General features: G+C 72.2%; 18 protein-coding genes. 12 read left to right on the forward strand and 6 right to left on the reverse strand.

Going from position 1 to position 20,121, the window contains the following annotated elements:
- The 11 genes from dxr (at position 1) to VQH23_RS18940 (ending at position 11,677) form a co-directional block, all read left to right on the forward strand.
- Positions 1–1,170 carry a 1-deoxy-D-xylulose-5-phosphate reductoisomerase gene (dxr, locus tag VQH23_RS18890; protein ID WP_338662271.1) on the forward strand — a complete coding sequence of 390 codons (1,170 nt, stop codon included), beginning with the start codon at positions 1–3 and terminating at the stop codon, positions 1,168–1,170.
- 65 nt (positions 1,171–1,235) lie between these two features.
- Positions 1,236–2,363 (forward strand): RIP metalloprotease RseP, encoded by a 1,128-nt coding sequence (gene rseP, locus VQH23_RS18895; RefSeq protein WP_338662272.1) that lies wholly within the window; start codon positions 1,236–1,238, stop codon positions 2,361–2,363.
- 180 nt (positions 2,364–2,543) lie between these two features.
- The gene (bamA, locus tag VQH23_RS18900; protein WP_338662273.1) at positions 2,544–4,886 is read left to right on the forward strand and encodes an outer membrane protein assembly factor BamA; all 2,343 of its coding nucleotides are present in this window, start codon (positions 2,544–2,546) and stop codon (positions 4,884–4,886) included.
- 25 nt (positions 4,887–4,911) lie between these two features.
- The gene (locus VQH23_RS18905; RefSeq protein WP_338662274.1) at positions 4,912–5,697 is read left to right on the forward strand and encodes an OmpH family outer membrane protein; all 786 of its coding nucleotides are present in this window, start codon (positions 4,912–4,914) and stop codon (positions 5,695–5,697) included.
- 4 nt (positions 5,698–5,701) lie between these two features.
- Entirely contained in the window at positions 5,702–6,754 is a 1,053-nt protein-coding gene (lpxD, locus tag VQH23_RS18910) for a UDP-3-O-(3-hydroxymyristoyl)glucosamine N-acyltransferase (protein ID WP_338662275.1), read from the forward strand.
- Positions 6,755–6,756: 2 nt separating this feature from the next.
- Positions 6,757–7,257, forward strand: coding sequence for a 3-hydroxyacyl-ACP dehydratase FabZ (gene fabZ / locus VQH23_RS18915; RefSeq protein WP_338662276.1), 501 nt, complete (start codon positions 6,757–6,759; stop codon positions 7,255–7,257).
- 2 nt (positions 7,258–7,259) lie between these two features.
- On the forward strand, positions 7,260–8,081 hold the full coding sequence (gene lpxA / locus VQH23_RS18920) for an acyl-ACP--UDP-N-acetylglucosamine O-acyltransferase (protein WP_338662277.1): 822 nt from the start codon (positions 7,260–7,262) through the stop codon (positions 8,079–8,081).
- Entirely contained in the window at positions 8,078–8,962 is an 885-nt protein-coding gene (locus VQH23_RS18925; protein WP_408904346.1) for an LpxI family protein, read from the forward strand. The genes lpxA and VQH23_RS18925 overlap by 4 nt, the downstream gene beginning before the upstream one ends.
- Positions 8,959–9,366 (forward strand): lactoylglutathione lyase, encoded by a 408-nt coding sequence (gloA, locus tag VQH23_RS18930; protein WP_338662279.1) that lies wholly within the window; start codon positions 8,959–8,961, stop codon positions 9,364–9,366. The genes VQH23_RS18925 and gloA overlap by 4 nt, the downstream gene beginning before the upstream one ends.
- Before the next feature lie 10 nt (positions 9,367–9,376).
- Positions 9,377–10,774, forward strand: a complete 1,398-nt coding sequence (locus tag VQH23_RS18935) for a YcjX family protein (RefSeq protein WP_338662280.1) — start codon at positions 9,377–9,379, stop codon at positions 10,772–10,774.
- Positions 10,775–10,804: 30 nt separating this feature from the next.
- Entirely contained in the window at positions 10,805–11,677 is an 873-nt protein-coding gene (locus VQH23_RS18940) for a DUF697 domain-containing protein (RefSeq protein ID WP_338662281.1), read from the forward strand.
- A gap of 10 nt (positions 11,678–11,687) precedes the next feature.
- Here VQH23_RS18940 and VQH23_RS18945 read toward each other — a convergent pair whose 3' ends face one another.
- The 6 genes from VQH23_RS18945 to gltX form a co-directional block, all read right to left on the reverse strand.
- Positions 11,688–12,437: an ABC transporter permease subunit gene (locus VQH23_RS18945; protein WP_338662282.1), complete on the reverse strand. Its 750-nt coding sequence runs from the start codon at positions 12,435–12,437 to the stop codon at positions 11,688–11,690.
- On the reverse strand, positions 12,437–13,186 hold the full coding sequence (locus VQH23_RS18950; RefSeq protein WP_338662283.1) for an ABC transporter permease subunit: 750 nt from the start codon (positions 13,184–13,186) through the stop codon (positions 12,437–12,439). Before VQH23_RS18950 ends, VQH23_RS18945 begins: the two co-directional genes overlap by 1 nt.
- On the reverse strand, positions 13,186–13,971 hold the full coding sequence (locus tag VQH23_RS18955; protein ID WP_338662284.1) for an ABC transporter ATP-binding protein: 786 nt from the start codon (positions 13,969–13,971) through the stop codon (positions 13,186–13,188). Before VQH23_RS18955 ends, VQH23_RS18950 begins: the two co-directional genes overlap by 1 nt.
- Positions 13,968–15,341 carry an amidohydrolase family protein gene (locus VQH23_RS18960; protein ID WP_338662285.1) on the reverse strand — a complete coding sequence of 458 codons (1,374 nt, stop codon included), beginning with the start codon at positions 15,339–15,341 and terminating at the stop codon, positions 13,968–13,970. Before VQH23_RS18960 ends, VQH23_RS18955 begins: the two co-directional genes overlap by 4 nt.
- Before the next feature lie 28 nt (positions 15,342–15,369).
- Positions 15,370–16,377 carry an ABC transporter substrate-binding protein gene (locus tag VQH23_RS18965; protein ID WP_338662286.1) on the reverse strand — a complete coding sequence of 336 codons (1,008 nt, stop codon included), beginning with the start codon at positions 16,375–16,377 and terminating at the stop codon, positions 15,370–15,372.
- A 62-nt stretch (positions 16,378–16,439) separates the two neighbouring features.
- Complete coding sequence (gltX, locus tag VQH23_RS18970) at positions 16,440–17,846, reverse strand: glutamate--tRNA ligase (protein WP_338662287.1); 1,407 nt, start codon at positions 17,844–17,846, stop codon at positions 16,440–16,442.
- 78 nt (positions 17,847–17,924) lie between these two features.
- Between gltX and VQH23_RS18975 the strand changes: the two genes are divergently transcribed.
- A complete protein-coding gene (locus VQH23_RS18975; RefSeq protein WP_338662288.1) occupies positions 17,925–20,105 on the forward strand; it encodes a ComEC/Rec2 family competence protein in 2,181 nt (726 codons plus the stop codon).
- Positions 20,106–20,121: the final 16 nt, after the last annotated feature.

A 20,121-nucleotide genomic window follows, 5' to 3' on the forward strand; every position in this document is an offset into this window, starting at 1 on the left:
ATGACCAAAACAGTCACCATCCTCGGCGCCACCGGATCGGTCGGGCGCAGCACCCTGGCGCTGCTGGACGAGGCGGCGGAGGGCGAGTTCGCGGTGGAGGCCCTGGTGGCCGGCCGCGACGCCGCGGGGCTCGCGGTCTGCGCCCGCAAGCACCGGGCCCGCGTGGCCGTGCTGGCCGACCCGGCCGGGCTGCCCGCGCTGCGCGAGGCCCTGGCCGGCAGCGGGGTCGAGGCCGCGGCGGGCGAGGCGGCGGTGCTGGAGGCCGCCTCTCGCCCTGTCGACTGGACCATGGCCGCGATCGTCGGCGCCGCAGGGCTCGGACCGACGCTGGCCTCCATCCGCCGCGGCGGCACCCTGGCGCTTGCCAACAAGGAGGCGCTGGTCTGCGCCGGTGAGATCGTGCTGGCGGCGGTGAGGGAGGCCGGGGCGACGCTGCTGCCCGTGGACTCCGAGCACAACGCCGTCTTCCAGGCGCTCGACGCCCGCGATCCCGCCATGATCGAGAAGATCATTATCACCGCCTCCGGCGGCCCCTTCCGTACGGCCACCGAGGCGGAGATGCGGGCGGCGACGCCCGAGCGCGCCCTGAAGCACCCCGTCTGGTCCATGGGCGCCAAGATCAGCATCGACAGCGCCACCATGTTCAACAAGGGGCTGGAGGTGATCGAGGCCGCCCGCCTTTTCCCCGTGGCGCCCGCGCAGATCGAGGTGCTGGTCCACCCGCAATCCACTGTGCACGGGATGGTGCAGTACGCGGACGGTTCGCTGCTGGCCCATCTCGGCTCCCCGGACATGCGGACGCCCATCGCCCACGCCCTGGCCTGGCCGCACCGCATGAAGGCCGACGTGCCGAAGCTCGACCTCGCCGCCCTCGGCCGGCTGGAGTTCTCCGCCCCGGACGAGGTGCGCTTCCCCGCGCTGCGCCTGGCGCGGGAGGCCTTGCTGGCGGGGGCGGGGGTCCCCACCATCCTCAATGCGGCGAACGAGGTGGCGGTGGAGCGCTTCCTCTCCCGGCGCCTGGGCTTCCTGGACATCGCCCGGGTGGTCGAGGCGACGATGGAGCGGCTGGGGGCGCCCGCCCTGCCCACGCTCGACGCCGTTCTCGCCCTCGACGCTGAGGCGCGGGCCGAGGCCGCCCGGATCGCCGGCCGGCTCGGCCTCGCCGCCTGAACCGGCCCAGCTTCACCGCCCCAACCCCCCCCGCCCTAACCTTTAGGCCCGATCCAGGACCCACCGTGGAATTCCTCCCCGAACCCTTCCGCACCGTGCTCGCCTTCGTGGTGGTGCTCGGCGTGCTCGTCTTCTTCCACGAGCTGGGCCATTACGGCGCCGCCCGCTGGCGGGGCATTTTCGTGGAGAAGTTCTCCATCGGCTTCGGCCGCTCCATCGCGGCCTGGACGGACCGGCGCGGCACGGAGTGGCAGATCGGCTGGCTGCCGCTCGGCGGCTACGTCAAGCTCTACGGGCAGGATGGCGCGGGCGACGTGACCGATTCGGCCGATGTCGCCCCCGCGAACGACCCGCGCGGCCCGCGCTACCACGACAAGCCCGTGGGTGACCGCGCCATCGTCGTCGCGGCCGGGCCGATCGCCAATTTCGTCCTGGCCGCGGTGCTCTTCTCCGCCCTGTTCATCGCGGTGGGGCGGCCGGTGGGGAACACCACTGTCGCCTCCGTGGTGGAGGGCGGGGCGGCCCAGACGGCGGGGATCCTGCCGGGCGACCGGATCCTGGCGCTGGACGAGAGCGCTGTGACCCGCTTCGAGCAGGTGCAGGCCTATATCCAGCCGCGCGCCAACCAGCCCGTGACCGTGCGCGTGCTGCGAGAGGGGCAGGAGCGCAGCCTGACCGCGACCCCCATCCCGCGCCCCGGCACGGCGGAGGGCGCGGCGCCGGTCGGCATGCTCGGGATCGGCGGCGGCGTGCCGACCTACGAGAGGACGGACCCGTTCTCCGCGATCTGGAGCGGGATCGCCTACACGGGTGAGATCACCGTGGGCACCCTGGGCGGGATCTGGCAGATGATCTCCGGCCAGCGCGGCACGGAGGAGATCGGCGGGCCGCTGCGGATTGCCCAGCTTTCCGGGCAGGTGGCATCGCTCGGCCTGCCTACCCTGATCAACTTCATGGCCGTGCTCTCGGTCAACCTCGCCCTCATCAACCTCTTCCCGATTCCTGTGCTGGATGGCGGCCACCTCGTCTTCTATGCGCTGGAAGCCATTCGCGGCCGGCCGCTGCCGCCGCGGGCGGTGGAGTACGGGTTCCGGGCAGGGCTGGCCGTGCTGGCCACGCTCTTCATCTTCGCGACCTGGAACGACCTCTCCAGCTTCGGCCTGTTCCGCTGGGTCAACGGGCTTTTCGGCTGAGGGCACGGCCGCCAGGCGGGGGGCCTTTGGGGCCCGGGACCTCAGCGAATCACCCATCGAATGCCTAAACGCCACATTATCCGGGAGATGTGACTGAAACCTTCACGGGGGTGGCAACACGTAGCCCCCTCCGCTAGGTTGCGGCCCCGCGAACCGGAACCGCCGGCACAGGATCACGCCTTGCACGCCTCGCCTTTCTCCCGGGCCTTCCTCCTGGCCGCCACCTGCCTCGTGCCGGTTCTCTCCGTTGCCGAGGCCGACGCGCAGACCCGCCGCGGCGGACAGGCGCCCCAGCGACCTGCCGCCCGGCCGGCCTCCGGCACGGTCCAGGCCATCGACATCCAGGGCAACCAGCGCATCGAGGCGGACACCATCCGCTCCTACATGCTGCTGCAGCCAGGCGATGCCTTCGAGGGCGACCGGCTCGACCGCTCGCTCCGCACCCTCTACGCCACCGGCCTGTTCCGGGACGTGCGCGTGGCCCGGCAGGGCGACCGGATCCTCGTCACGGTCGAGGAGAATCCGATCGTCAACCGGGTCGCCTTCGAGGGGAACAGCAAGCTCTCGGACGACAACCTGCGCGACGCGACCCAGCTCCGGTCCCGCGCGGTCTTCACCACGCAGGCGGCGCAGGCCGACCGCGCGCGGATTCTCGAGGCCTATGCCCGTCGCGGCCGCCTCTCCGCGACCGTCGAGCCGAAGATCATCCAGCTCGACCAGAACCGCGTGGACATCGTCTACGAGATCGTCGAGGCCGATGTGGCGCTGATCAGCCGCATCAACTTCGTCGGCAACCGCAGCGTCTCCGACAGCCGGCTGAAGGAGATCGTGGCCTCGCGCGAGGGTGCCTGGTACCGGCCCTTCTCCTCCAGCGACACCTACGATCCCGAGCGGCTGAACTTCGACCGCGAGCTGCTGCGCCGCTTCTACCTGCGCCAGGGCTATGCCGACGTGAACGTCACCGGCGCCTCCGCCGAGCTGTCGCCGGACCGCTCCGGCTTCTTCGTGACCTACACGATCAGCGAGGGGCGGCGGTACCGGCTGGGCAAGGTCGAGACGACCTCCTCGCTCCGCAACGTCACAGCGGACCAGCTGCGCCCGACGGTCGATGTCTCCTCCGGCGACTGGTACGACGGCGACGCTGTGGAGCGCATCTCCGAAACCCTCTCGGACCGCGCCAACGCCCTCGGCGCGCCCTTCGTGGAGGTGACGCCACGCATCGTCCGCAACACCGAGGCCGGTACGGTGGACATCACCTTCGAGGTGAAGGAGGGCAACCGCCTCTACGTCGAGCGCATCGACATCACCGGCAACGTCCGCACGCAGGACCGGGTGATCCGTCGCGAGTTCCGGCTCGCCGAAGGCGACGCCTTCAACGCCGCGCTCGTCCGCCGCTCACGCCAGCGCATCCGCGACCTCGGCTACTTCAACGACGCCACCATTACGACCAACCCCGGCTCGGCGCCGGACCGCGTGGTGCTCAGCGCCGGCGTCTCGGAGCGGGCGACGGGCGAGGTCTCGCTCGGCGGCGGCTACTCCACCGATGCCGGCGCGCTGGCCGATCTCGGGCTTCGCGAGCGCAACCTGCTCGGCACCGGCATCGACAGCCGCATCAACGGCGTGATCGCGCAGCGCCGCAGCCAGCTCGACCTATCGGTCACCGACCCGTCCTTCCAGGACCGCAACCTCGCCGTGGGCGCGGATGTGTTTTATATCAACCGTAACCTGACGACCTATTCGGGCTACGAGGAGCGCCGCTACGGCTTCTCGCTGCGCGCGGGCTACGAGTTCAACGAGTATCTGCGGCAGTCCTGGGCCTACACCCTGTCCAACCGCAACATCTACAACATCGATCCCAACTCCTCGATCTACATCCGGGAGCAGGCAGGCTCGACGCTGCTGTCCCAGATCGGGCAGACCCTCACCTATGACCGCCGCGACAGCCGCATCGACCCGCACAGCGGCTACCTGCTGCGGGTCGGCACCGACGTGGCCGGCCTTGGTGGCGACGTGAGCTACGTGCGCGGCCGCCTCGACGGCTCCTACTACATCCCCTTCGAGCGCTGGCTCGGCGACCCGAACTACGTGCTCGCGATCCAGGGCTCCGTCGGCTACCTGGAGCCCTTCGGCGGGAAGGACGAGCGCATCGTCGACCGCTTCTTCCTCGGCGGCGAGAACCTGCGCGGCTTCGAGGTGGCCGGCGCCGGCCCGCGCGATCTGCGGACGCGCGACAGCCTCGGCGGCCGCTTCCTCTATACCCAGACCACCGAGTTCCGCTTCCCCCTGCCGATCCCGGACGAGATTGGGATCACCGGCCGCGCCTTCGTCGACGTTGGTGGCCTGAGCGGCAGCAGCAGCGGGAGCAACATCGCCGACACCTCCACGCCGCGCGTCGGCGCGGGCGTCGGCGTCTCCTGGCGGAGCCCCTTCGGCCTGATCAACCTCGATTTCGCCCAGGCGGTGGTCAAGGAATCCTATGACCAGACGCAGTTCTTCCGCTTCGGCTTCGGCACGCGGTTCTGAGAACGAGAGGACTGGAGTTCCCATGATGTCCGCGCGCCCCGCGCTCGCCGCTCTTGCGGCCCTCCTGATCCCTGCCGGCAGTGCCCTGGCGCAGAACGACCCGGGCTTCTTCATCCCGCCCCAGGGTGGCGGCGGCGGAGGGCAGTCCCGCCCGGCCCAGCAGCAGCAACAGCAGCCGCAGCGTCCGCCGCAGCGTCCGCAGCAAGCCCAGCAGCGCCCGCAGCCGAACCCCGCCCCGCTGCCCCCCGGCCAGCCGCCGCCGGCCGCCGTGGTGGGCATCGTGGACGTGCCGGAGATCCAGCGGAACTCCACCGCCTTCAACGCGGTGCGCGAGGAGATCGAAAAGCGGCGCCAGAAGCTGAACGATGACCTGCAGCGCGAGCAGACCCGCTGGCGCGAGGAGCAGCAGGCCCTTGCCAACCAGCGCGCCACGATGAACCCCGAGCAGCTCCGCACGAAGGAGCGGGAGCTGCAGGAGCGGATCACCGACAGCCAGCGCGTCTTCCGCGACCGGTCCCGCGCGATCGAGCAGGTGGCCCAGGGCGCGCTGCAGGAGATCGAGCAGGCCCTGGCCGTGGTCATCCGCCAGGTGGCGGCCAGCCGCAACGTGAACCTCGTGCTGCCCCGCCCGCTGGTGATCTTCAACGACGCGCCCTTCGATCTGACGGACGAGATCAGCCAGCAGGTGAACCGCGTGCTGCGCAACGTGACCCTGCCGCCGGAGGGCCAGGCCCCGGCCGCAGCGCCTGCGGCCCAGGGCGCCCAGCAGCCCGCGCGCCCCGCCCAGCAGCAGCCGCAGCAGCGCCGCTAAGGGCGTGGCGGCGGATCAGCGCTTCCACCCTTCCGCCGGCCCGCTGCCGCTCTCGCGGCTGGCGGAGGCGGCCGGGGTGGCGGTGCCGGAAGGGGCGGGGGGACGCCTCTTCTCGGGCGTGTCCACCCTCGGGAGTGCGGGGCCGGAGGACATCTCCTTCCTCGACGCGCGCCGCTGGCTGGACAGCCTGAGGGAGAGCCGGGCCGGCGCGGTGGTGCTGGCGGCCGAGAACGTCCACGCGGTGCCGGAGGGCTGCCTCGCCCTCGTATCGCCCATGCCGGTGCTGGCATTCGCCCGGCTCGCCACCCTCCTGCACCCGCCGCCCGTCGCCAGCGGCGTGCGGCACCCTACCGCAGTGATCGGGGAAGGGGCGCAGATCGGCGAGGGCTGCGAGATCGGCCCCTACGCGGTGATCGAGGACGGGGCCGTGCTCGGGCCGCGCTGCATCGTGGGGCCGCACGCTCATATCGGCCGGAACGTTGTCCTTGGGGCGGATTGCCGCATCCATTCCCATGTCACAGTGACGCACTGCCTCGCCGGGGATCGCGTGGTGCTGAACCCGGGCTGCCGCATTGGGAGCGAGGGCTTCGGATTCGCCACCTCCGCTCGGGGGGAGCACGTCACCGTGCCCCAGCTCGGCCGGGTAATCCTCGGGGATGGGGTGGAGGTCGGGGCGAATGCCTGCATCGACCGCGGTTCCGGCAACGATACGGTGATCGGCCCGGGAACGCGGCTGGATAACCTCGTCATGCTCGGGCACAACGTCAAAACGGGGCGCGGCTGCGTTATCGTGGCGCAGGCCGGCATCTCCGGCTCCACCACGCTGGAGGATTTCGTCGTGGTGGCGGCCCAGGCGGGGATGGTCGGGCACCTGACGATCGGCGCGAAGGCGCGGATCGGGGCGCAGGCGGGCGTGATGGCGGATGTTCCCGCCGGTATGGACGTTGTGGGCAGCCCGGCCCTGCCGGTGCGGGACGCGATGCGCGGCTTCAACGTCCTGCGAAAGCTGGGCCAGTCGAAGGCGGCGGCCACGGCGGAGAAGAAGACGAGCGATTGACCATGGCGGACAGCGAAGACAAGGCACCTGAGAGCGCCTCCGGGAGCACGGGGGGCGAAACCCTCACCACCCTCGATATCGGGCGGATCATGGAGGCGATCCCGCATCGCTTCCCCTTCCTGCTGGTGGACCGGGTGGTGGACCTGATCCGCGGCCAGAGCTGCACGGGGATCAAGAACGTCACGATCAACGAGCACGTCTTCCAGGGCCACTTCCCCCGCCACCCGGTCTTTCCCGGCGTCATGATCATCGAGAGCATGGCCCAGACCGCGGGCGTGCTGGTGGTGGAGACCCTCGGGCCGGATGCGCGCGGCAAGCTCGTCTACTTCATGTCCGTGGAGGGCGCGAAGTTCAGGAAGCCCGTGGTGCCCGGCGACCAGATGCGCGTGCACGTGACGAAGGAGCGCCAGCGCGGGAACGTCTGGAAGTTCTCCGCGGAGGCCAAGGTGGACGGCGCCGTCGTTGCCGAGGCCACCTACGCCGCCATGATCCTGGACAGCTGACCTTGCCGGACATCCATCCCACCGCGATCGTCGCCCCCGGCGCGACCATCGCGGAGAGCGTCGCCATCGGCCCCTACGCCACCGTCGGCGCCCATGTGGTGCTGGGCGAGGGCGTGCAGGTGGGCGCGCACGCGGTGCTGGACGGCCACACGGTCCTCGGCGAGGGCGTGCAGATCCTGCCCTTCGCCTCAGTGGGCTTGCCGCCGCAGGACCTGAAGTACCGGGGTGAGCCGACCCGCGTGGAGATCGGCCCGCGCACCATCATCCGCGAGCACGCCACCGTGCACCGCGGCAGCATCGGCGGCGAGGGCGTGACGCGCCTCGGCGCGGAGTGCCTCATCATGTGCGTGGCCCATGTCGGCCACGACTGCCAGCTGGCCGACAAGGTCATCCTGGCGAACAACGTGATGCTCGGCGGCCACGTGAACATCGGCGACAACGTCTTTGTCGGCGGCGGCACTGCAATCCACCAATCCGTCCGTATCGGCCGGCAGGCCGTGATCGGCGGCATGAGCGGGGTGGAGCGGGACGTGATCCCCTTCGGCTCCTGCATGGGCAACCGCGCCCGCCTGATCGGGCTGAACCTCATCGGCCTCAAGCGCCGCGGCTTCGGGCGGGAGGCGATCAACGCGCTGCGCCTGGCTTATCGCAGCCTCTTCCTGGGCCGCGGCACCTTTGACGCCCGCATGTCGCTGGTGATCCAGGACCAGGGTGAGCAGCCCCAGGTGGCGGAGGTGCTGGCCTTCATCGAGGCGTCCAGCCGCCGTGGCCTGATGCGCGCCGGGCGGCAGGTGGACGAATCGGCTGAGGCCGAGGCGGCCTGAGCTCCGTGGGAGGGGAGTCCAGGGCGGGGGAGCCCGTTGCCATCGTCGCGGGGGGCGGCGAGATGCCGCTCCGCGTCGCCGCGGCCTGCCGCGCCACGGGGCGCCCCTTCGTGGTCGTGCTGCTGGAAGGCTTCGCGAATCCCGCGGAATGGGTCGGCGAGAAGGCGATGACGTTTCGCCTCGGCGCAGCGGGCGCGGCTCTCGACTGGCTGAAGGCCAGCGGGGCGCGGCAACTCATCCTCGTGGGCAACGTGAAGCGCCCCTCCATCCTCTCCTTGCGGCCCGACGCGAAGGGGGCGGCGTTCCTCGCGCGCATCGGAATGAAGGCGTTTGGGGGCGACGATTCCCTCCTGTCCGCCCTCCGCCAAGTAATGCGGGAGGAGGGGTTCGAGCCGATGGGCCCCACGCGCTTTCTGCAGGAGGCGCAGTCGCCCCCCGGCCTTCTCACCCGCGCCGCGCCGGATGCGGCCGCGCTGGCGGATATCCGGCGCGGGGTCGAGGTGGTGCGCGCGGTGGGCGCGAAGGATGTGGGGCAGGGGGCGGTGGTGCAGCAGGGCCTCGTCCTCGCCGTCGAGGCAATCGAGGGCACGGACGCTATGCTGGCCCGCGCGGGAGAACTGCGGCGGGACGGCCCGGGCGGCGTGCTGGTGAAGCTGGTGAAGCCCGGCCAGGACCGGGAGGTAGACATGCCCGCCCTGGGCCCGCGCACGGTGGAAGGCGCCATCGCCGCAGGGCTGGCCGGCATCGCCTTCGAGGCGAACGGGGCGCTGCTGGTGGACCGTGACGTGATGGTTGCGAAGGCGGATTCGGCCGGATTGTTCCTTCTCGCCATCCGGCCCGATGACCATGTGGGGCCGGCAAACGCAGGAGCCACCGCATGAGCGACGCGATTCAGGGCAAGTTCCTCCACACCATGATCCGGGTCGGCGACCTGGAGCGGAGCATCGCCTTCTACACGGGCATGTTCGGCATGCGGGAGCTGCGGCGGAACGACGTGCCCGCCGGCAAGTACACCCTGGCCTTCCTCGGCTACGGCGAGGGGAACAAGGAAGGCTTCGGCGAGATCGAGCTGACCTACAACTACGGCGTGGACAGCTACGAGATCGGCACCGCCTTCGGCCACCTCGCGATCGGCGTGCCGGACGTCTACGCCGCCTGCGAGCGCATCAAGGCGCAGGGCGGGAAGGTGGTGCGCGAGGCCGGGCCGCTGAAGCACGGCACGACGATCATCGCCTTCGTCGAGGACCCGGACGGCTACAAGATCGAGCTGATCCAGCGCGCCTGAGCCCGCGCGCGTGGCGCCCGACCCGCTCCGCCTCCTCACCGACGTTGTCTCCCGCAGCGGGGACGCGGCGCTGGCGCTGGCCGGGCGCGAGAGGGTCCGGCTGGCCGTCACCGGCCTCTCCCGCGCGGGAAAGACGGTGTTTCTCACCTCCCTCGTCGCCAATCTCGTTGCGGCGGGGCAGGGGAGGCGCACCTTGCCCGGGCTGGCCGCCACCGGGGGTGCCCTGCGCGCCGCCCGCGCCATCCCGCCGGGCGTGGAGGCGACGCCCCGCTTCGAGGCCGAGGCGCATCTGGCCGCCCTGGCGGCCGACCCGCCGCGCTGGCCGGCGCGGACGGAGGACCTTTCCACCCTCTCCCTCGCGCTCACCCTGCGGCGCGGCGGCTTCTACGGTCAGGTGCTGCCGGACCGTGAAGTCACGCTGGACCTGCTGGATTATCCGGGCGAGTGGCTGCTGGACCTGCCGATGTTCGGCCAGGGCTTCGCCGAGTGGTCCGACGAGACCCTGGCCCGGCTCGGCAAGGGCCTTCGCGCCGCGCCCGCTGCCGAGTTCCTGGCCTTCGTGCGCGCCCTGCCCGCCACGGCACCAGCCGAGGACTCCCTCGCGAGACGGGGCCACGCCCTCTATCGCCGCTTCCTCCTCACGGCCCGGGACGAGCTGGGCCTGCGCTTCCTCCAGCCCGGCCGCTTCCTGAACCCCGGCCCTGGCGGGGACGCGCCGGTCCTCTGGTTCTTTCCGGTCCCGGAGGCGGCGCGAAGCTCCCCGCTGGGCGAGCTGATGGCGCGGCGGCACGAGGCGTACCTGCGCGACCAGCGCGACCGCTTCCTCGACCCGGTCTTCCGCCGCTTCGACAGGCAGGTCGTGCTGGTGGACGTGCTCGGCGCCCTCCATGCGGGGCGGGAAGCCTTCGAGGACACGGCCGAGGCCCTTGCCGCCATCTCCGCCACGTTGCGCTATGGGCGCGGCTGGCTGGACCTGCTGACGGGGAGCGGTATCGCCCGCGTGGCCTTTGCGGCGACCAAGGCGGACCACGTGCCGGAGGTGAGCCGCGACAGCCTCGCCTCCCTTCTCTCGGACCTCGTGGACGCGCCGCGGCGGCGGGCGGAGATCGCGGGCGCGGCCGTCACCGTGCATCCCGTGGCCTCGATCCGCTGCACCGGGGAGGCGACCGCGACCCATGAGGGCCGCCCATCCCCCGCGGTGCGCGGCATCCTGCTGGAGAGCGGCCGCTGGGCAACGGTGGACCCCGGTCTGGTGCCCGCCCGCCGCCCGCCGGAGAGCTTCTGGAACGCCGCCTATTTCGAGATGCCGGTCTTCCGCCCGCCCGGACTGGAGGCGGGAGGGCGTGGCGGCGTGCCGCATCTCGGGCTCGACGCCCTGCTGCAGTCGCTGCTGGGCGACGCGCTGTAAACGGATCGCCTCCGGGCCATATGCCCCGCCATGATCGCGACCGCCCCCCGCCCGCCCCGCATCGTCCTGGAGGAGGAGGCGGGCGCCGCCACGCGGCTGGACCATGACTGGGAGGAGGGCACGGCGCCCGCCGCCCTTCCCGCGGCCGGGATGTCCACCCTCTCGCTGCTCGCCTTCGGCGTCGCCACCCTCATCCTCGGCTTCGCGGCCCTCGCCGCCGCTAACTACGTCGCGGCGCAGTTCGCGCGATCGGCGCCGCTGGGCTGGCTGACCCTGGCGGTCGCGCTGGCCGGCTTCGGCGCCATTCTCTGGGCGATAGTGCGGGAGTTCGGCGCCCTGTTCCGCCTGCGCACGGTGGATTCCGCCCGGGCCGCCTTCGCGCGCGGTGACCTGGATGCGGCGCGGGCGCGCAGCCTGGAATGGGCCGCCCCGATCCCCCTGGCCGCCCCCTTCATCCCGGCGCTGCGGGAGGCGCCGGACCTGCCCGCTCTGCGAGCCCTGCTGGAGACAGGTCCGCTGGCGGCGCTGGAAGAGGAATCCCGCACCCTCGGCCGGGTGGCCGCGGTGCAGGGCTTCGCCGCCACCGCCATCAGCCCCGCCCCCGCGCTGGACGCGCTGGTGATCGGTTGGCGCGGGCTGCGGTTGGTTCGGCAGGTGGCCGCGCTGCACGGGATGCGGCCGGGGATCGCCGCCACCGCCTCCCTCCTCCGCCGCACGGCCTTCGACGCGGCGACAGTGGCGGCCACCGAGGTGGCCACGGACACGGCGGTGCGCGCCATCGTCTCCAACCCGCTGGTCGGGCATGTGGTGGGCGAGGCGGCGACGGGCGCCGTGGCCGCGCGGCGGCTGATCACCCTCTCCCGCGCCGCGGCGGCCGCGTGCCGGATCCTGCCGAAGGGCTGAGCCGCCCGCCTCAGCCGTAGCGCGCCCGCGCCCAGCTCTCCACGCGCAGCGAGAGGAGGTAGAGGGTGAGGGAGATGGCCGCGACGATGAGGCTGGCCCCCAGCGCGCGCTCCGTGTTCAGCTCCGACTTGGCGGCGGCGAACATGGCGCCGAGGCCGGAACTGCCCATCAGATACTCCGCCACCATTGCCGCCAGCAGCGCGTGCGCCGCCCCGATCCGCAGCGCGACGGCGAGGTTCGGCACGGCGGCGGGCAGGGCGAGGAGGGCCAGGGTTTTCCAGCGCGAGGCGCCGAGCACCCGGAACAGGTCGCCGCTGCCTGCCGGCAGCGCCCGCAGCCCCGCCGAGGAGAAGACGAAGGCGGGAAAGAAGGAGATGATGACGGTGATGGCCACCACCGTCCCCGGCCCGTAGCCGAACAGACGCGCGAGGATGGGGATGAGGGTGACGACCGGCACGGAGGAGAAGAGCACCGTGACGGGCGTGAGCATCCCCGCGGCCACCGTGGAGGCCCAGGTGAGGACTCCAAGGGAGAGGCCGAGGGCGAAGCCGCCGATCAGCCCCACCGCGGCCGCGGCGAGGCTGATGCCGAGCGCCGGCAAATAGACCGGAAGGTTCGTCGCGACGTCCGTCACCACGTCCAGTGGGCGCGGCATGACGATGGCATTCAGCCCGGAGAGCACCACCCAGGCCTGCCAGGCGAGCAGCAGGAGGAGGATGCCCCACCAGTCCCGGATCAGGGGGCGCAGCAGGCGGTCCATCAGCGGAACCTCGCATGCACGGCGCGCTCGATGGCGCCGGCGATGAGGTAGGCGGTGAGCGAGATGAGCGCGACGAGGAGGACGGCGCTCCAGAGCAGGACGATCTGGAAGTTCTGCATCCCGTTGACGATCAGCACGCCCAGGCCCCGCGGCGCGCCGAACCACTCCCCGATCACCGCGCCGATCAGGGCCGCCGGCACGGCCAGCCGCAGCCCGGTGGCGATGGAGGGCAGGCCCGCGGGCAGGTCCAGCCGCCACAGCCGCGCGCCGGGGCGGGAACCCAGCACCTGGAACAGGTCGCGATGCGCCGCGCTCGATGCCCGCAGCCCGGAGGAGGCGGCGACGTAGACGAGGAAGGCGACGCCGATCCCCGCCAGGGTCGGCGCGGTGGCATCCGCCGGCAGTAGGATGAGAAAGACGGGGGCCAGGGCCACCGTGGGAATGGCGTGCATGCCCGCCGCCAGCCGGTCCGCCCCGGGGGCGAGGGGCGGCAGGAAGTGGGTGAGCATCGCCAGCGCCACCCCGGCCAGCGCGCCGGCGATATAGCCCGAGACGGCGGAGGCGAGGGTGGAGCCTGCGGCGCGGCCGAAGAGCTCCCACCGGTCCGGATCGGCCAGCATGGCGACCACGCGCGAGAGCGGTGGCCAGGTGAAGCCGCCGAGGCCGGAGGCGCCGACGGCTTCCCACGCCAGGCAGAGGAGAAGGGTGCCGAGCACGCCCAGCACCCGCGGGTCGCGCGCCAGCCGCATCAATCGTGGGCCTCGGGCTCTAGGGCGAGGACGAGGGAATCCTGCATCCGATGGAATTCGTCCTCCCGCATCACCTCTACCGGGCGGGGGCGGGCGAAGGGCACGGGCAGGTCCTGCGCCACGCGGCCGGGCCGCCCGGTCATCACGATGATGCGGTCGGCCAGGAACAGCGCCTCCTCCACCGCATGGGTCACCAGCAGCGTGGTGGTGCGGGTCTCCGTCCAGATGCGCTGGAGCTCCAGGTTCATGTGGCGGCGCGTCACGGCGTCCAGCGCGCCGAAGGGCTCGTCCAGCAGCAGCACTTCCGGCTCCAGCACCAGCGCGCGGGCGATGTTCACGCGCTGCCGCATGCCGCCGGAGAGGTTGCGGGGGTAGGCCCCCTCGAAGCCGGTCAGCTTCACAAGGGCAATCAGGGCGGCGATGCGCCCCTGATCCACGGGCTTACCCGCCACACGGAAGGGCAGGGCGATGTTGTCCCGCACCGTCAGCCAGGGCAGCAGGGCATGGTCCTGGAAGGCCACGCCGAAGCCTTGGCGCCCGGCCACGGCGGCGGGCGCGCTGCCGCCCACGCGCACCGTGCCCGTGCTCGGCGTGTCCAGCCCCGCCGTCATCCGCAGCAGGGTGGACTTGCCGCAGCCGGAGGGGCCGAGCAGCGCCACGAACTCGCCTGGGCGCACGTCCAGGGTCACGCGGTCCAGCGCCAGCACGCCCTCCGGCACCCCCTTTAGCGGAAAGCGGCGGGTGACGTCGTGCAGCGCGATGGCAGCGCCGGTCGGTTCGCTCATGCGACCTCGGTCTCGAAGCGGTGCATCAGGCCGGGGTGACGCTCCCGCAGCAGCGCGGCCATGCGCTCCGTGTCCAGCGCGGTGAACTCGCGCTCCTTCATCACCACGCGTCCGTCCACGATGGCGGTCCGCACATCGCGGCCCACGGCGGTGTTGGCCGCGGTGAACATCGGGTCGTAGACCGGCTGGTGGTCCGGGTCGTCCGCCCGCAGCAGGATGATATCGGCGCGGCGGCCGACCTCCAGCGTGCCGGTGTCCAGCCCCAGCGCGCGGCCGCCGCCGGCGCAGGTGGTGCGCAGCATCATCTCCCCGCTCACCGCGAAGCGCTCATGCCAGGAGGTGCCGGTGATGCACTGCTGCGCGATGCGGCCGCAGCGCGCCACCTGGAACATATCCATCGTGCCCAGCGCCGCCGCGCCGTCGGTGCCGAGGCCGAGCCGCACGCCCTTGTGCAGCATTTCCAGCACGCGGGGATGGCCGATGGCGTAGTTGTTGAAGGCGCAGTGGGCGACAGAGACGTCGTTCCCCACCAGCAGGTCCATCTCGTGCTGCGAGAGCATGATAGCGTGCGCCGCGTGCAGGAAGGGCCCGATGCAGCCGAGGCTGTCCAGGTACTCCGCCGGGCGCTTGCCGAAGCGCTCGAGCGCGAAGTCGATCTCGTAGGACCCCTCGCAGAGATGGGTGTGCAGCATGGCGCCCGTCCGCCGCGCCTCCTCCGCCATCATGCGGATGAGGTCGGTGGTGCAGACCATGATCTGGCGCAGGGACAGCGCGGCCGTCACCAGCCCCTGGCCCTTCTGCTTCCAGCGCTCCACCAGCTCCACGTTGCGGCGAAGCGCCTCGTCCGTGGAGAGCATCATGCTGGGCGGGATGCCGTTGCCCATGTCTACGGTGGAGAGGGCGATCACGCCGCGGATGCCCGCCTCCAGCGCCGCCTCGCCCATGATGTCCGGTCGCGGCCCGCCCGCCTCCGCGAAGCAGGTTGTGCCGTTGCTCAGCAGGTCCGCGTAGCAGAGCAGGGCGGAGAGCCGCACCTCCTCCTCGTCCAGCATGCCCTCGAAGGGGATGTAGTAGTTCTTCCACACCGGGTTGCGGATGCCCGTGCGGCGCGACAGCTCGAAGATCTTGCCGCGCAGCAGCTGCTGGCCCGTGTGCATGTGCGCGTCCACCAGCCCGGGCATGGCGATCCGGTCGCGCCCGTCCAGCCGCTCGCGCGGGGCGAAGCGGGTGCGGACCTCGGCGGCCGGGCCAATCCAGGCGATGGCGCCGCCCTCGATCGCGATGGCGGCGTCGCGCAGTGTGGTGTCCGCGCCGTCGAAGGCCACGACGTCGCAGCCCTCGATCAGCAGGTCCACCGTCCGAGGTTCCATGGGGCGGGGCGGCGTGTTCTCCACGCCCTCAGCCCTGGCGGAGGCCGCGATGGACCTCCTCCATCACCGTGAAGTCGCAGAAGCGCTCCACCGGCGGAACGTTGGTGCGGCCGGTGGCGCGCACCGCCTCCATCATCGGTCCCTCGAGCACGGCGCGGTCCAGCGAGAGGAGCGGCTGGGACGGGTTCTCCGGCGACTGCAGGAAGGAGTTCTGCACCGTGTTCTGCCGGGTCTGCTGGTCCAGGTCGAGGCCGAGGTCCCGCCCGTAGGTCCGCACCGCCAGCCGCGCGCCGACCGCCGGGTCCTTGTTCTCCGCCCAGCCGCGCGCGACGCCGGAGAGGAACTTCACCACCGTCGCCCGCTCCGCCTCCAGGTACCGGCGCGTGGTAAAGACCATGCTGGCGTATGAGCGGTACTTCAGCGCGTCGAAGGAGAGGAAGTGGAAATCCTTGTCGCGCGTCATCCCCATCTTCTCGAGGGTGATGACCTGGTTCGTCTCGAAGGCCGTGTAGCCGTCGCCGGCGCGCGCCAGCAGCGGCTCCGGCGAGAAGCCGGCGGGCACGAATTCCGGCGCGGAGGGCAGGTTGTTCAGCTTCACCACCGCGTCCACCGCCGTGCGCTCGTTCGGCCCCTGCACAAGCAGCTTCTTGCCCGGCAGGTCCGCCGCGGTCCGGATCGGCTTGCCCGGTAGGGAGAGGATGCCGAGCGGCGAGCGCTGGAACACCGCCGCCAGCAGTACGAAGTCGTTCCCGCGCGACACGGCGTCGAGGAAGGGCAGGAGCTGGATCTCGCCCATCTCCGCGCCGCCGCCCGCCACCGTCACGGCGGAGGCCGGGGCGTTCGGGCCGCCCTGTACCCAGCCGAACTCATCCCCCTTCAACCACCCGCGGTCGAGCGCGATCCAGAGCCCGGCGTACTGGACGTTCGGGATCCAGGTCATGGCGAAGCGCGCCGGCCGTGACTGTGCGCGGGCGAGGTGGGGCGCAGCCAGCAGGGCCGGGGCGCTGAGGAGGAGGCGGCGGGAGAGGTGGGTCATGTCGGATCTACCTGCAATGCGAGTGCCAGGATTCGCCGAATGCGGCGGTTGGGAACCGGGGCTCAGGCCCCGACGAGCGAGACGCCTTCGGCCGCGTCACCGATCCGGGCAAGGCTTTCCTCCTTCCCCAGGGCGGCCAGCACGGCGTCAATCGGCGGGGATTGCAGGCTGCCCGTCAGCGCCGCGCGCAGCGGCTGGGCGACCTGCCCGAGCTTCACGCCCTCGGCCTCCGCGAAGGCGCGCAGGGCCCCGTCCAGCCCGGCCCGCTCCCAGCCCGTGCCGGACAGGGCCTTGGAGAGCCGGGAGAGGCGGTCGCGAACCTCCGGATGGTCCAGCGCCTCGGCGGCCTTCGGCTCGTACTTCAGCGGGCGCTCGGCCAGGGCGAAGCGGGCGCCGTCGGCCATCTCCACCAGGGTGCGCGCGCGGGGCTGCAGATCGGGGACGAGCGCGGCCACCCGGGCGCGCTGCTCCCCCGTCACCTCGCCCAGGCGCCCGAGCACCGGCGCCAGCAGCGCGTCCGCCGCGGCGGCACGAATGTACTGGCCGTTCAGGTGCGACAGCTTGGCGTAGTCCATGCGGGAGGCGGCGCGGCCGACATCCTTCAGGTCGAAGAGCTCGATCGCGCGGTCCCGCGGCACGAACTCCTCGTCGCCATGGCCCCAGCCCAGGCGCAGCAGGTAGTTGCACACGGCGTCCGGCAGGAAGCCCTGGTCGCGGAACTCCAGCGCGCCCACCGCGCCGTGGCGCTTGGAGAGCTTGGCGCCGTCCGCGCCGTGGATCAGCGGGATATGGGCGAAGTGCGGCCGCTCCCACCCCATCGCGTCGTAGACCATGATCTGGCGAAAGGTGTTCGTCAGGTGGTCGTCGCCGCGGATCACGTGGGTGATGGCCATGTCGTGGTCGTCCACCACCACGGCGTGAAGGTAGGTCGGCGTGCCGTCGGAGCGGAGGATGATCATGTCATCCAGCTCGGAGTTCTGGACCCGGACTTCGCCCTGGACGAGGTCGTTGACCACCGTCTCACCCTCCCGCGGGGCCTTGATGCGGATCACCGGCCTCGCGCCTGCGGGCGCCTCAGAGGGATTGCGGTCGCGCCAGTTGCCGTCGTAGCGCGGCGGGCGGCCCTCCGCCTGCGCGCGCTCGCGCATGGCCACCAGCTCCTCGGCCGTGTCGTAGGCCTGGTAGGCTTTGCCCTCGGCCAGGAGTTGCCGCGCGACCTCCGCGTGCCGCGCCTCACGCGAGGTCTGCATCACCGGCTCCTCGTCCGGGTTCAGCCCCAGCCAGTCCAGGCTGTCCTTGATCTGCTGCACGGCTTCCGGGGTGGAGCGGGCGCGGTCCGTGTCCTCGATCCGCAGCAGGTACTGGCCGCCGTGGTGGCGGGCGAAGAGGTAGTTGAACAGCGCGGTCCGGGCCCCGCCGATATGCAGGTAGCCGGTAGGGGAGGGAGCGAAGCGCGTGCGGACGGTCATCCCGCCCCCTTAACACTCCGCCTCCGGCCTGATCACCCCCTCACGCATTCGCGATCAGCCGGTCTAGCATGTTTCCACATGTCCGCTCATGCAGGCCCGGCCCCGATCGCCGCCCCCGCCATCCCCCTCGCCGAGCGAGCCTGGGGATGGGTGGCGGCCGAATGGGGCCGATGGCCTCTCTGGCTGCCGATCGCCATGGGTGCCGGCGTATTCGCCTATTTCGGGCTCCTGTCTGAACCGGGCCTCGCCTGGCTCGCCCTTCCCCTGCCACTCCTCGCCGCCTCGCTCCTGCTGCGGGGAGGCCGGCCTCTTCTCGCCGCTGCCCTGGCCCTGCTCGGCGCCGCGACGCTCGGCTTCGCGGCCGCCCTCCTTCACGCCCGGTTGGCGCCGCCCATGCCGGACCTGCCGCGCACCGCCGCCATCGTCACCGGCCGCGTCATCGCGCTGGACCTGCTGCCGGAGGGCCGGCGCGTCACGTTGGACGCCCCGCGCGTCAACGACGGCCCGGCGCTGGACCGCCATCTCCGCATCCGCCTGCGCGCCAATGATCCCACGCCCGTCCAGCCCGGCGACACGGTGTCCTTGCGCGCCCTGGTGCGCCCGCCGGCGCCGCCCGCCTATCCCGGCGCCTTCGACCTGCAGCGCAACGCCTGGTTCTCCGGCCTCGGTGGCTCCGGCTTCGCGCTGAACGTGGCGGACATCCTGCAGCGGCAGGACCCGCCCCTCTTCGCCGGGCTGCGCGCGGCCATTGAGGCCCGGATCACCGCCGCCCTGCCAGGTGCCACGGGCACCGTCGCGGCGGCGCTCCTCACCGGATCCCAGTCCGGCATCCCTGCGCCGACCCTCGCCGCGCTGCGCGATTCCGGGCTGGCGCACCTCCTCTCCGTCTCCGGGCTGCACGTGGCGATCGTGATCGGGATCGGCTTCGCCGTGTCGCGGCTCGCGATCGCCGCGATCCCCTGGCTGGCGCTGCGGATCGATTCGAAGGGCGGCGCGGCGCTGGCCGGGCTGGCGCTGGGGGCCGCTTATACCCTGCTCACCGGCTCCGGCGTGCCGATGCTGCGCGCCTTCGCCATGGCGGCCCTGGCGACGCTCGCCATCCTGACGGGACGGCGCGCCCTGTCCTTGCGCGCGCTGGCCCTGGCTGCCGGCGCGGTGATCCTGCTGAACCCGGCGGCGGTCACCGGGCCCTCCTTCCAGATGTCCTTTGCCGCCGTTCTCGCCCTGATCGGCGCGGCGGTGGCCATGCGCGGCCCGATGCAGGCGCTGAAGGGCCGGGGTTGGCATGGGAAGCTGGCCGTGGCGGTGCTCGGGCTGGTCGCCACCTCCATCGTCGCCGGGGCGGCCACCACACCTTTCGGGCTGCACCATTTCGGGCGCCTCCAGCTCTACGGCGTGGCGGCGAACGCGGTGGCGGTGCCGCTCACCTCCTTCCTCGTCATGCCGGCCGGGCTTCTGGCGCTACTTCTCATGCCCTTTGGCCTGGAAGGCCCGGCGCTGGCCGCGATGGGGTGGGGTGTGGAGGGGACCATCCTCACCGGGCAGGTCGTCTCCTCCTGGCCCGGCGCCGCGCTGACGGCACCGCCCATTCCGGCCTGGGGGTTGGGGCTTTTCACCCTCGGCCTGTGCTGGTTGCTGCTCTGGCGCCTGCCCTGGCGGTGGGCCGGGGTGCCGGTGATGGTGGCGGGGCTGCTCTCCGGCCCCGCCGTCACGCCGCCCGACCTGCTGGTGGCCGCGGATGGCCGGATGCTGGCCCTGACGACGCCCGCCGGGGTCGCCGTGGAGCGAGGTTCCGGCGCCAACCGCCTCACCCGGGAATCCTGGCTGCGAAGCTGGGGCGAGGACGATGCCGCCCCACTGCCGCGGGAGGGCGAGGCGCCCGGCATCACCTGCACCGCGCTGTCCTGCCTTCTTCGGCCGCGGGCGGACGGCACCGCCGCCATCCTCCTCCGCCAGCCGCCGCGCGAGCCCCGCCCGCGCCGCGGCCCGGCCCCGCCGCCCCCGGTGGTTCACGCCGACGCCGGCTGCGGCAGGGCGGCCGTAATCGTCTCGCTGGAGCCGATCCGCGGCCGCTGCCGCGACACGCCGAAGGTGGACCGCTTCTCCGTCTGGCGGGACGGCGCCCACGCGATCTGGCTGGGGCGGGAAGGGGCCACGATCCTCTCGGACCGCGCCCATCGCGGCGACCGCCCCTGGGTGCCACCCGTGCCGACACCCCGCGCCCAGCCGCAGGAGGAACCCCCGGCGGAGACGGAGTAGGGCGGCTCAGCCCGCT

Origin of the sequence: Pararoseomonas sp. SCSIO 73927 (assembly GCF_037040815.1) — a bacterium.
Lineage (GTDB): Bacteria > Pseudomonadota > Alphaproteobacteria > Acetobacterales > Acetobacteraceae > Roseomonas.

What these genes read in the sequence shown, in the direction of transcription:
- dxr (WP_338662271.1), top strand. Translation starts at nt 1, where the DNA reads ATGACCAAAACAGTCACCATCCTCGGCGCCACCGGATCGGTCGGGCGC.
- VQH23_RS18905 (WP_338662274.1), top strand. Translation starts at nt 4,912, where the DNA reads ATGTCCGCGCGCCCCGCGCTCGCCGCTCTTGCGGCCCTCCTGATCCCT.
- fabZ (WP_338662276.1), top strand. Translation starts at nt 6,757, where the DNA reads ATGGCGGACAGCGAAGACAAGGCACCTGAGAGCGCCTCCGGGAGCACG.
- gloA (WP_338662279.1), top strand. Translation starts at nt 8,959, where the DNA reads ATGAGCGACGCGATTCAGGGCAAGTTCCTCCACACCATGATCCGGGTC.
- VQH23_RS18940 (WP_338662281.1), top strand. Translation starts at nt 10,805, where the DNA reads ATGATCGCGACCGCCCCCCGCCCGCCCCGCATCGTCCTGGAGGAGGAG.
- VQH23_RS18945 (WP_338662282.1), bottom strand. Translation starts at nt 12,437, where the DNA reads ATGGACCGCCTGCTGCGCCCCCTGATCCGGGACTGGTGGGGCATCCTC.
- VQH23_RS18950 (WP_338662283.1), bottom strand. Translation starts at nt 13,186, where the DNA reads ATGCGGCTGGCGCGCGACCCGCGGGTGCTGGGCGTGCTCGGCACCCTT.
- VQH23_RS18955 (WP_338662284.1), bottom strand. Translation starts at nt 13,971, where the DNA reads ATGAGCGAACCGACCGGCGCTGCCATCGCGCTGCACGACGTCACCCGC.
- VQH23_RS18960 (WP_338662285.1), bottom strand. Translation starts at nt 15,341, where the DNA reads ATGGAACCTCGGACGGTGGACCTGCTGATCGAGGGCTGCGACGTCGTG.
- VQH23_RS18965 (WP_338662286.1), bottom strand. Translation starts at nt 16,377, where the DNA reads ATGACCCACCTCTCCCGCCGCCTCCTCCTCAGCGCCCCGGCCCTGCTG.
- gltX (WP_338662287.1), bottom strand. Translation starts at nt 17,846, where the DNA reads ATGACCGTCCGCACGCGCTTCGCTCCCTCCCCTACCGGCTACCTGCAT.
- VQH23_RS18975 (WP_338662288.1), top strand. Translation starts at nt 17,925, where the DNA reads ATGTCCGCTCATGCAGGCCCGGCCCCGATCGCCGCCCCCGCCATCCCC.